At 66.6% G+C, this 11,730-nt stretch carries 9 protein-coding genes; 5 read left to right on the forward strand and 4 right to left on the reverse strand.

Features of this window, described 5'->3' with window-relative positions; genetic code table 11:
• From ACFOX0_RS33265 to ACFOX0_RS33275, 3 genes are all read left to right on the forward strand, one after another.
• Positions 1 to 193 (forward strand): hypothetical protein (locus tag ACFOX0_RS33265; RefSeq protein ID WP_377553510.1); only part of this gene is annotated, 193 nt, incomplete at its 5' end.
• A gap of 739 nt (positions 194 to 932) precedes the next feature.
• Positions 933 to 1,730, forward strand: a complete 798-nt coding sequence (locus ACFOX0_RS33270) for a helix-turn-helix domain-containing protein (RefSeq protein ID WP_377553513.1) — start codon at positions 933 to 935, stop codon at positions 1,728 to 1,730.
• Positions 1,721 to 1,915: a DUF397 domain-containing protein gene (locus tag ACFOX0_RS33275; RefSeq protein WP_377553516.1), complete on the forward strand. Its 195-nt coding sequence runs from the start codon at positions 1,721 to 1,723 to the stop codon at positions 1,913 to 1,915. The genes ACFOX0_RS33270 and ACFOX0_RS33275 overlap by 10 nt, the downstream gene beginning before the upstream one ends.
• Before the next feature lie 897 nt (positions 1,916 to 2,812).
• On the opposite strand, the gene ACFOX0_RS33280 is transcribed toward ACFOX0_RS33275, so the two are convergent.
• Positions 2,813 to 3,766 (reverse strand): hypothetical protein, encoded by a 954-nt coding sequence (locus ACFOX0_RS33280; protein ID WP_377553518.1) that lies wholly within the window; start codon positions 3,764 to 3,766, stop codon positions 2,813 to 2,815.
• Between the two features lie 786 nt (positions 3,767 to 4,552).
• Here ACFOX0_RS33280 and ACFOX0_RS33285 point away from each other — a divergent pair.
• Positions 4,553 to 4,810: a winged helix-turn-helix domain-containing protein gene (locus ACFOX0_RS33285; RefSeq protein ID WP_377553529.1), complete on the forward strand. Its 258-nt coding sequence runs from the start codon at positions 4,553 to 4,555 to the stop codon at positions 4,808 to 4,810.
• An 82-nt stretch (positions 4,811 to 4,892) separates the two neighbouring features.
• Here the strand turns inward: ACFOX0_RS33285 and ACFOX0_RS33290 are convergent, their stop codons facing one another.
• Positions 4,893 to 6,374 carry a cellulose binding domain-containing protein gene (locus ACFOX0_RS33290; protein WP_377553521.1) on the reverse strand — a complete coding sequence of 494 codons (1,482 nt, stop codon included), beginning with the start codon at positions 6,372 to 6,374 and terminating at the stop codon, positions 4,893 to 4,895.
• An 80-nt stretch (positions 6,375 to 6,454) separates the two neighbouring features.
• Here ACFOX0_RS33290 and ACFOX0_RS33295 point away from each other — a divergent pair, with 80 nt between their 5' ends.
• Positions 6,455 to 7,675: a cellulose binding domain-containing protein gene (locus ACFOX0_RS33295; RefSeq protein WP_377553523.1), complete on the forward strand. Its 1,221-nt coding sequence runs from the start codon at positions 6,455 to 6,457 to the stop codon at positions 7,673 to 7,675.
• A 63-nt stretch (positions 7,676 to 7,738) separates the two neighbouring features.
• Here the strand turns inward: ACFOX0_RS33295 and ACFOX0_RS33300 are convergent, their stop codons facing one another.
• Positions 7,739 to 9,988 carry a glycoside hydrolase family 9 protein gene (locus tag ACFOX0_RS33300; protein WP_377553525.1) on the reverse strand — a complete coding sequence of 750 codons (2,250 nt, stop codon included), beginning with the start codon at positions 9,986 to 9,988 and terminating at the stop codon, positions 7,739 to 7,741.
• Positions 9,989 to 10,387: 399 nt separating this feature from the next.
• Positions 10,388 to 11,730, reverse strand: a 1,343-nt coding sequence (locus tag ACFOX0_RS33305; protein ID WP_377553527.1) for an alpha-L-fucosidase, incomplete at its 5' end; no start/stop codon positions are given.

The raw sequence follows: 11,730 nt of genomic DNA on the forward strand, positions 1-11,730 counted from the left end.
CTACCTGGCGACGGCCGCCGCGTCCATTCACGACACCCGCGATCCCGGTCACACAACCCGACGATCACCCACGGTCACATCGACCGCCCTGGGATCAAACTATCAATGGAGTTTTGAAAACGCCTCCTGCCATGCCGTCGCCGTACTCGTTCGGCGGGTCGAGCAGTCGACCGTTTCGCTGCTGACACGGTAGGAGTCCGGCCAACTGGACGTACACTTCTCGACGCTCGACGGCGTTCCCCTCCGCGTCGAGTTCGTATCCCGTAAGCCAGACCCATCCGTCATACGTGTTGTCGTCCACCCGGGTGACCCGCAGCCTGACGGCACGAGCGCCGGCGAATTGAACCGATGCGGCGCGGCCGATCCAGACGACGACACCCGGGCCGAGTTCTAACCGTCGCAAAATCGGGGCCTCATGGGTGGGTTCTTCTCCAACCAGTCTCGACGGACGAGGACGTTTCTCGTCAACCCGTCGGTCGCCAATTGATCAGTGATGACAGCGCCGACAAGGCTGACCCACTCGAAATCAGCCACCTTCGGTACGGTCACATGACTGACCCGCAGAGTCAGGGTGCTCTCGTACTTGCGTGGATATTCCCACGTGCCCGCCGGGAGCGTGAGCAGGTCACCTACCTGAACGAGTGTAAACACTTCAACCTCCAGGCGATGAGGTGAGAAGTGGGGGCCGCTCGATCGAATGGCCGCTCGACGAGCGACCCCCTGGGGTTCTGGCCGGAAGGACTGAAACGGCCACCCCTTTATCGCTGGTGACGCCGACGACATCCCGTGAGAGCCACCCCTTATCACTCTCGTCGGTCAGCGTCACCGCGTCTCGTAAACAAGCTTGGCTTTTCACTGCCCACTATGGAAGCATTAACAGCAGTACACCGAAAACGGTATTGATCAAGGGAATCCTGTAGAGAGGTGTAAACGTGGGAAGTTTTCTTGATCTGTTCGGCGAGGAGCTACGGCAAGCGCGGACCGAGGCCGGACTGTCCCAGGAGGAGCTGGCGACCAAGGTGAGCTACAGCGCCGCCCAGGTGTCGGCGGTCGAGAACGGCCGGCGCCGGCCAACCCGAGACTTCACGACGAAGGTCGACGCTGCGCTGGGCGTCAACGGGCGACTGTTGAGGCTGCTCGACGCCGCTCAGCAGGAGAGCGCGAAACCCTGGTTGCGGCCCTGGATCAAGGACGAACAAGCCGCGGCTGACCTCCGTTGGTTCGAGCCGCTGATCATCCCTGGTCTGCTTCAGACGGAGGGCTACGCCCGGGCGCTGCTGGCCGTGGGCGGGGCTCTCGGCGGAGACAAACTCGACGAGCAGGTCTCGGTCCGCTTGGAACGGCAGGCCGTCCTGCACCGGGACGGTCCGCTCAGGGCAACGTTCGTCATCGACGAGATGTGCCTACGCCGCCCGGTCGGCGGACCCAAGGTGATGCGGGCCCAACTGGATCACCTGCTCGCCGTCCTCGACGGCTGCCCGTGGGTGCGGGTCCACGTTGTACCACTGTCGGTCGGTGCCTACGCTGGCCTTGATGGCCCGTTCGCTGTGGCGACGTCCCGGAGCGGGGAGATAACCGCGTACATGGAGAACCAGCTAGACGGTACGGTGGTTGAGCGAACGGAAGATGTGAGAGAAGTTCTGCGCGCCTGGGAATCCGTACGCGGGGAAGCTCTCCCATATCGCACATCGGTGGAGATGATCAGGGAGGGTCGAGACGCATGGACCTAACTGGTGCCAACTGGCACAAGTCCACTCGGAGCAATACGAACGGCGGCGCCTGCGTCGAGGTGGCAGACAACCTGCCGACGGTCGCTGTCCGTGACACCAAGGACGACGGACGAGGGCCCATCCTCGGGTTCTCCCGTAGCTCCTGGGCGACGTTCGTCCAGGGAGTGAAGCTGGGCAGCCTGTAGCTGCCCCAGAGACACGAAAGCCCCCGCGCTACCTACTTGGCAGGGCGGGGGTTCTTTCGTTACAAAGCTTCCAGGGTCGCGCTCAGAGTAGGAAGACACGGTTCGGGCCGATCGGTCCGACCACGTCGGCCGCCTCCCCTCCCAGCCCGCTGGGTTTGACCCGACCCGAGCCGTCCAATGGCTGGCACCGGGCCCACTTGACGGCCTACGGCGGACACCGCCGCCTCGCTTGTGGCTTGCCGGTCCATGCCTGCCGAACATTCGCGATGCCGGGCTCCGGCGGTGGTCGGTTCTACGCCACGCCGGATGCTGTTGTGTTAATGCTGCCAACGTGCGCCGTGCGCGCCGGGGCGTGACCGGCCGCCAGACCGGACGCGCGCCCCGGCGCTGGCACGGCGGGCCGAAGATCCGCCCTTGACCAAGCAAAGAAAGCTTGAACGCATGCTCAACGCCCCACGCCTGGCGCTATAGATCTCGAGCCTCGATCGGAAACTGCTTCAGAACAGATGGCACCCGGACACCCCAACCCAGGTCGAAGCCGCGCCCACCTCCGTCGCGATCATGATCATTACTGCATTTCGAAGCCGAAGGTCGTGTCGGCACTTGCCGTGACCGTACCTCTATCTGCTACCTTGAGATCATGGAGCCTAGGGTTCGGATCGTATACCTCTTGGTGCTGGTTGCCCTATTTATTGGGGGCCTACTTCTCGACCTTCCGGCATGGGCGGCCGCACTAATTGGCGTGGCGGCCATGATTCCCGTAGCGATTTTCGACGCACTCTCGACACGCTCTCGACGTCGGCGTGAGGCTAAATCGACGTAACCTGGGGCCGAGCATAACAAAACGTCGGCCGGAATCGAATCTCCGATTCCGGCCGACATTTCATCTGCCGTTTACTAGAGGCAATTCGTGGTGCTTACCTTGACCATGCTGTTCGTCATTGGCACAATCTTCTGCTGGTAGCAGGCTCCATTCTCCCAGGCAGAAGAGTAGTAAATGTCAACGATTGCCTGCCACACCTTCGTGAGGTTGACCGATGCTGCACCACAGATGAGAGTGGCTAGGGTCTTCACAAGCGCATTCGGGATTTTCCCGACGGCGGTGCAGGCGGTCGCGAAGCCAACTCCCCCCAGCCCGACAATAGCGATCGCGTATGCCTTGGCCTCGGATCCCCACATGTTGAGGTAGATGCCGACGCCATAGGTGATTTTCGGATCGACTACCACAGGATAAGTTGCATTGGTGGTGTCGGTGCTTTGGATCAGGGTGGCGCCTTCAAGCCTGTACGAGGTTGACAGCTCGCGGCCAGTAGCATCCTTGGCCCAAGGTGCTGCGATCTGGCCGACGATTTTCCCATCCGCTTCAACCAGATTGAAAGCCTTTCCGAAGGCTTCCATGTGCGTGCCAGGCGGAAGCTCGACGTTGTAACGCTGCGTGTTTGCGGCTGACGCAGTGCGCATCACGGCAAGGATCTGCGCACCGCCGTCTGCGCTTCGGACCAGCGAATCCGTGTCAGGCGCGATGTCACCAAATGCGCGAGCATTCCCGCCGTTCGAATAGGAAATCCCCCTCGCATCCCTGTTCTTTCTGGGCGCCTGGAGGGTCAGGGAAACGCTTTTTCCAGCAGCTGTGAGAAGTGCCGCTGGCTTGTCGGAGGGAATTTCAACCTTGCTGGTACCTACATTGGGCCCCGCCGTGGACTGAGGAACACCGGCGCTGACCAGAGCGCGGTTGATTCGGTCTGCCGCCGAACCCGTTTGCGCTGCAGCCGGATTCGCCATCATGGCCACCATACAGGCGGCCGCAAGGCCTGCGATTGCTCCTCCGGCCAAGGTTTTCGCGATCCTCACACCACTCCCCGTTCGCCGATGGTCTCTACTGGAATTGCCAGGGTCCGAGTCGCACTTGGGTTGGTCGGAGCTAACCTGTAGTAGTGGTGGGGCTTTCCAACTAGCCGCTGGCCATGGGGCGGCTAGTCGGCGTAGAATCACGCCTGTCCTCACTGATCCTCCTAGCTGGTTGTTGAGGACGAGAGCGGCTGCGGTGTTGCAGCACCGCAGTCGCTCACCTGTGACTGTCTGGCGACCGTCAGCATCTATGTCACCAGAGGCTGCCAAGGACCGTCAAGGCCACAGATCGGAAATTGAGAGACTCGTGGCAGCGGCAGCGCGGTATTTATGCAGGTCAACGAATTGCCCAACCTGGATGTAAAAATTTATGGGTGCAATTCTTGATCAAAGAATCGACTCAGCCATTGACTTGATAGTCCTCTTTTGCTACCGCACTGTCCGACTCTCCCTGCGTCCGGGGCTGGCCAGAAGCTCACGGTGGCACGCCGGACTGTATGGCCAACGTGGACGGTCATAACTGATTGTCAGTTAATGTTAAGGGCTTGTTGTGATCCTGTGGAACGCCCAGTCGCGGTTCGCCACAGGCGTGGAGCGCCTGCTACGTCAGCTGCGGATCGGGCCACCTTTACAGATAGACATATTTCCCGCCCCTGTCCTGTCATGAAAAAGTCTTCACATCATGAAGCGCGTGTTGTCCGGAGAGGGTGGCCCGCTGGCAGTAGGTGCCGGCTGGACGAGGTGCGGCTGCGACGGCTGGCCGAGTCCTTGAATGAAGGGCCGGTGGCCATGACTTCGGCGAAGATCAGCGGGACGTTGGCGCGGGTGTCAAATCTGATCGCACGGATGTTCCGCACCCGCTATGCCATGCGCGGCACGTCGTACCTGCTGCGTCGCGTCGGCTGGTCCTCGCAGGTCCCGTCGCATCGGCCGACATCGCCTACCTGGTCTGGGTCGCCGGCTGGCCGGTATCCGGACTGGCCGGGCTGCACTCACGCTCAGACCAAGCAGCCATCGATACTGACCGCGCCAGACCAGGCAAGTTGAGCAGTAATCCGATACAGTCCGGCGGTTTTGAAGTCGATACGGGAAAAGGTCGGGTTCGTCATGCCGTCGGTCGCCGGACGCGCTACGCCGCGCTGCAGGCGCTGCCGTTCAGGGTGAAGGCGGTCGGCTTGGCGTTGGTGCCGGTGGCCGAGGCCAGGAAGCCGAACCCGGCGGTGGCACCGGGCGCGATGCCCGCGTTCCAGTCGACGTTGGTCATCCGTACGGTGGCACCGAACTGCGTGTAGCCGGCGTTCCACGCCTGGGTCACCTGTTGCCCGTTCGCGAAGGACCACTGCAGGGTCCAGCCGTTCACCGCGACCGAGCCGGTGTTGCGGACGGTGACGTCGGCCTGGAAGCCACCCTGCCACTGACCGGTCACCACGTAGGAAACCGCGCAGCCGGTCGGTGCCGGCTCGCCGGACGTCGGCGTCGCCGTCGGGGTCGGGGTCGGGGTCGGGGTCGAACCGGTCGGCGTCGGCGTCGGGTTCGAGCCGGTCGCGGTCGGGGTCGGCGTGGACCCGCCCAGCTTCGCCGCGACGACCGGCGCCAGCTTCGCGGCGATGGCCCGGTGCCCGGCGTCGTTCGGGTGCACCGAGTCGCTGAGGCCGTCGGCCGGCAGCCAGCCGGTGGTGTCCACGTAGTTGACGTTGGGGTCGCCGCCGTCGGTGACCGTCTTGACGGCGGCGGCGGTCTGGGTGGCGAACCGGCCGCTGAACGTGCGCAGCGCGAAGATCGCCGCACGGGGGTACTTGCTCCGGACGGTACGCAGGAACGACACGTACCCGTTCTGGAACTGGGCGGTGGTCACGCCGTGGCTGACGTCGTTGGTGCCCAGGTTGATGACCACCGCGTCGGCCTGGTAGCGGCTGAAGTCCCAGTTCGGGCTGGACGCGGCGTACCCGGTCTTGAGGAACTGGGACGCCACGCTGACGCAGCCGTCGGCGGTGGCGACCAGGCACCCGCCGCCGTAACCGAGCTGGGTGTGCTCGACCCCCAACTGCTCACCCACCAGCCAGCCGTACGCGGTGAGCGCCGTACGCGACGAGGTGGTGCCCAGCGTGATGGAGTCGCCGACGAACTCGACCAGCCGGGGCGACACCGGCACCGGCCGGGTGGTCGCGCCGGCGTCCAGGACCAGCCCCTGGAAGACCGCGTCCCCGGTGTACGAGCCGGCGACGACCCGGTACGACACCCGCAGCGTGTGGTTGCCGGCGCGCAACGGGGTGGGCGTGAGGTTGACCGTGCCCCTGACGTTGGTCAGGTAGGAGAAGTCCGCGCCGTCGATGCTGTAGTACAGGTCGATGGTGTTGCGCTGTCTCAGCTTCACGGTGGTGCCGGTGAATCCGGTCTTGAGGTAGGCGCCGGCCCAGTTCGGCACGTACGCCGTGCTGTTCGATCTGTCCCAGCGGCCGACGAAGGTGATGTTGCTGTCGGTGGGTGACCCGTCGCCGGTCGCGGCGCTCGCCGCCGGCAACCCCGACAGCACGGTCCCGCACACCGCCGCGGCCAGCACGCCGGCGGCCAGGGCCAGGGCCCGGGCCCGCCGGAACGGAATGGTCGTCATGCCCTTCACAGTACATTGATTAAGATAGATTTATTGTCGATGGAGCGGACGCTCCGAACTCCCGGCCCGGAGGGGCGGACATGACACTTCCGAGACGACACCTCGTGGCGATGTGCGCGACGGCGCTGGCGACCCTCGCCGGCGCGGTCGCGGTGACCGTGCCGGCGGCGGGCGCGGCGGCCACCGGCTGCCGGGTCGACTACACGATCAGCAGCCAGTGGCAGGGCGGCTTCGGTGCCAACGTCACCATCACCAATCTCGGCGACCCGGTCACCGGCTGGACCCTCGGCTGGACCTTCGCCGCCGGCCAGACCGTCACCCAGGCCTGGAACGCCACCGTGACGCAGACCGGGACCGCGGTGACCGCGCGGAACGTCAGCTACAACGGCGCCCTGCCGACCAACGGCACGGCCAGCTTCGGTTTCAACGGCTCGTGGACCACCGGCAACCCGGTGCCGTCCACCTTCACGGTCAACGGCACCACCTGCACCGGGACGCCCGCGCCCACCGAGTGCCCGCCGCCGTCCACCGGCGGCCCGTCCCCGTCCCCGTCGACCGGCCCGACCACCCCGCCCGCGCAGCCGAAGGTCACCGTCTGGCTGGCCGGCGACTCGACGATGGCGAACCCGTCCGGCGGCACCTGCCCGGTCGGCTGGGGCAGCCAGTTCGCCCCGTACTTCAACAGCAACGTGACGGTACGCAACAACGCCGTCTCCGGCCGCAGCATCCAGACCTGGCTGTACGACCCGAACGTCACCGCCACCAAGGACTCGACCGGTGAGTGCGTGATCAACCCGAACACCTACTCCACCCGGTGGACGTCGATGCTGGACGCGTCGGCGGGCATGAAGTCCGGCGACTACCTGATCGTCCAGTTCGGGATCAACGACGGCGACAGCGCCTGCCCGCGGCACGTCGGGTCGGCCCGGTACAAGCAACTGCTGGGCGTCATGGTGGCCGCGGCCAAGCAACGCGGCGTACGTCCGATCCTGCTGACGCCGGTTGCCGCGATCACCTGCAGCGGCGGCACCGCGGTCGGGAACCGGGGCTTCCTGACCGAGACCACCGACGCCGCCGCGGCGAACGGCGTACCGGTGATCGACCTGCACCGGCTGAGCTACGGCCTGTACAACAGCCTGGGCCTGTGCCCGAACAACGGCGACTACGCCCAGGGCAAGGTCGGCGCCTTCTTCTGCAACGACCACACCCACTTCGAGACGGCCGGTGCCACTCAGATCGCCGGCCTGGTCGCCACCGCCCTGCGCAACCAGAACATCCCGCTCGCCGGCTACCTCCGCTGACGCCACGGGCCGGGAGGGGCCCCGGTCGATCGCGAGGCGACGGCCGGGGCCCCTCCTTTCACCTCAGCCGCAGGTGGCGCCGTTCACGGTGAACGACGTCGGGCTGGTGTTGGTGCCGGTGTGTGAGCCGTTGAAGCCGAAGCTCGCCGACTGTCCCGGGCCGACGGTGCCGTTATAACTCACGTTGGCGGCCGTGACGTCCGCGCCGGACTGGGTGACCGTGCTGGACCAGGACTGGGTCACGGTCTGCCCGTTCGCGAAGCGGAACCGCACGGTCCAGCCGTTCCACGCGGTGGAGCCGGTGTTCGCGACCGTGACGTTCGCGGTGAACCCGTTGCTCCAGGAGTTGGCCGTGTAGGTCACCCGGCAACCGCCCGCCGGCCCGCCCGTGGGCGAGGTGGTCGGCGACACCGTCGGCGAGGTGGTCGGCGACGGGGTCGGGGACGCCGTGGGCGAGGTGGTCGGCGTCGGGGTGGGGGTGGGCGGCGTGGTGGAGCCGCTGCCGGCCTTCTCCGCCGCCCAGTTGACCAGCCAGGCCACCGCCGAGTTCCAGTTCAGCGCCACCTCGTTCACCGAGTACGCCTCGATGTTGTCCACGTGGCACCGTTGCGGCGCGCACCCGGCGAGATGGGCCGCCGCGTACGGGTCCTCGATGTTCTTGTTGGCGCCACCGGAGACGGCGCCCGGCGGGGCGATGGGCAGCGAGCTGTCCAGCGAGTGCGCCCAGAACCGGTGGTGCACGTTCTGCACCGGGTTGTCGCCGTAGCCGGCGATGTAGGACCGGTTCAACGGGTTGCGTCCGAGCAGGTAGCCCAGCGTCTGGTAGACCCCGTCCCGGTACTTCTGCTGCCCGGTGAAGTCGTACGCCAGAGCCAGCACGTTGGCGTTGTTGGCGATGTTGCCGGTCGACCCCCAGTTGTAGGAGGGGGTCGGCGCCGGATACCCCTCGCCGGCCATCACGGCCAGCATCCGGTCGGCGAAGCCCGTCATGGCCTGGCGGATGGCGGTGATGTCGGCGGCCGGCAGACCGTTGGGCACGATGGCCAGCGTCGCGTCGCCGAGACCACCGACCCATCCCCAGTCGAAGCCCTGGTTGGTGTAGCTGCCGCCCCGGTAGAGCGACGAGCCGGTCAGGTCGGTGCGGTAGGCCGCCTCGCCGGTGGTGACGTACAGCTCGGCGGCGGCCCAGTAGAACTCGTCCGTGACGTTGTTGTCGGCGTACGTACCGCTGCCGCTGCCGTCGTTGGCGTCCGCGTACCGGGCCGGGTTGGCCTTCGCGGCGGCGTACGCCTTGCGGGCCGCGGCCAGCGCGGTGGCGGAGAAGGTCGGGTCGAGGGTCTTCCACAGCCGGGCGGACTGCGCGGCGACCGCGGCCAGGTTCAGGGTGGCCGCGGTGCTGACCGCGGACGAGACCCGCGGCTGCGAATCCAGCTCCGGCCGCTGCGGCAGGCCGGTCCAGTTCGCGTCGCTCATCTTGTGCCGGGCCATGCCGGCGTCCGGGCGGCCGTCCGGCACCTGCATCTTGAGCAGGAACGAGACCTCCCAGCGCGCCTCGTCGAGGATGTCCGGCACCCCGTTGCCGCGCTCCGGGATGGCCAGCGTGTTGTCGCCCAGGGCCGCGGCGTCCGCGCCGGGGATGTTGACCGCCCGCTCGTACTCGTTCTGTAGCTGCCAGGACGAGATCCCGCCGTTGACCACGTACTTGCCCTGGTCACCGGCGTCGTACCAGCCGCCCCGCAGGTCCTGGGTGTAACCGCAGGACGCCCGGCAGGGCACGTTGTTGTCGCCCTGGTTGGGCGAGACGTTGAGGTGGCCGGCCGGGCGGGCGTAGGCGTTGCCCACGTACTGCGACAGGATCGGGATGCCGCTGCGCTGGTGGTAGAAGAAGGCCAGGGTGTCGTACCGGAGTTTCTTCACCGGGTCGGCGGAGATGTCGAACGGGTAGCTGTCCGCGCCGCCGGCCGACAGCACGTACCCGGTACCGACGACGTCGTACGACGAGAAGTCGATGACGTGCACGGTGTCGCCCGACATGGCGTCGGCGCCCTTGACGGTCGTCTGGCCGGAGGCGACGGTGACGCCGGCCGCGTTGCGCAGCGTCCAACCGATCGGCGAGCCGGAGGAGTTGGCCACGGTCGCCTGCTTGGGCGCACCGGGCACGTAGGCGGCCTGGTTGACCCGTACCGGGGTGCCGGGGTCGGCCGCGGCCGCCGCGGCGGTACGGGTGGCCGTCGCGGCGGCACCGAGGGCGAGCACGACGGCCGCCGCGGCCAGGGGTAGCCGCAGGCGCCGCCGGAGAAGGGAATGTCGCACGGAAATCCTTCCTGCTGGTCACGAGTCAGCAGGCGCGCGGGTGGAGTGGGCGGACGGCACCGGTCCCCCGGCGACGTCTCGACGCCTCCGGTCCGGACGCGGCGGTCGCTGGCTCGTAGCTGGTCCGGGCAGTGCCCTCCGCCCGCGGAAGCCTGGCCGGTGGCGCTGCGCGGTCGCGTCACACCCGGCGGGCACCCGCAATGGTGCGCGATCAATCGCTCTCAGTCAATGAACCTTTTTCAACCTCCCCTTGCGCTCCGGCGTCGGCCGAGGTCGAAGACGCGGCTTGCGCACCGCGCGGTTCAGGTTGAAAAAGGTTCAATCTCTGGTCGGCAGAAACACCTGTGGGCAGGGACGGCCCACCCCCGGCCGACGGGAGGTGGGCCGTCCGATGCGCGGTCAGACCGTCGTGATGGTCCACAGGTTGTTGGTGTTGGTGTTCGGCGCCCACAGGACCGCGGTGGAGCCGGCGGTGGTGCTGCCGGAGCCGTCCAGGGCGGTGCCGGTGCCCCGGTTGATGATCTGGTAGCGGCCGCCGCCGGTGTCGTTCAGCCGCCACTGCTGGTTGTTGCCGCCGTTCCAGGCGGACTGTCGGCAGGGGGCGCCGTTGGCGGTGTTGCCCCAGCTGTCGGCGACCATGCCGTTGGTGCGGTTGACGATCCGGTAGTAGCCGCCGCCGGCGTCGACCAGTTGCCACTGCAGGTTGTTGCTGCCGTCCCAGTTCCACTGCTTCAGGTTGGAGCCCGAGGCGACGTTGCCGCCGCTGTCCAGCGCCAGCCCGCTGGTGACGTTGGCGATCCGTACGTACCCGGTCGGGGTGGGACCGCTTCCCGGCGTGGGGATCTGGCCGGAGAAGGTCAGCTTGACCACGTACGCCAGGGCGCTGAACGGGGCGTTCGACGACGGCATGGTCAGGTGCAGGCCCGAGCCGTCCTGACTGCGATTGGGCAGGTCGAGGTAGCTGCCGGCGTTCGCGCCGAGCAGCTGCGCCGAGGTCAGGGTGCTGAGGTTGATCTGGTTCGAGCCGAGCGTGGTGATGTTCAGGGTGGCGCCGGGCCAGCCCATGACCGTGGCGTACAGCACCCGGTTGTCCTTGCTGCGGGTGAAGCGGATGTCGCGGTTGGTGCCGGCGCGGGGGGTCTGGAACGAGCCGCCGCCCATCTGGGTGGGGCCCTCACCGAACACCGACCAGGCCCGGGTGGAGTAGATGGACTCCCCGAACGCCTTGAGCCAGGTGCCCATGTCCCGCAGCACCGTCTGTTGACCGGACGGGATCGTGCCGTCGGCCATCGGGGCGATGTTGAGCACCATGTTGCCGCCCTTGGACACCCGGTCGATCAACGCGTGCAACAACGACACCGACGAGTAGTAGCCGATCCCCTGCGTGTAGCACCAACTCGACGAGGAGATGCTGTCGTCGGTCAACCAGTACGGCGTCTGGATACCCGCCGGACCACCCCGCTCGATGTCCAGCACCTCACCACGGTTGTTGAACCCGTCCTTGTAGGTGGCCACCACGTCCCTGTTCCACGCCACGGCCCTGTTGTAGTAGTAGGACAGGAAGTCCAACCGCCGCGACTCCGGCACCTGGGTCAGGTTGAAGTCCTGCCACAGGATGTCCGGCTGATAACCGTCGATGACCTCGCGCAGCTTGTCGTACCACAACTGCTGCTCGGCCGCCGCGCCGAGCTGCCCGTACAACTTCTTCAGACTGTTGTCCGACTGCGCCGGCACCCACTGGT

Source organism: Micromonospora zhanjiangensis (assembly GCF_042650605.1).
Classification (GTDB): Bacteria; Actinomycetota; Actinomycetes; order Mycobacteriales; family Micromonosporaceae; genus Micromonospora_J; species Micromonospora_J zhanjiangensis.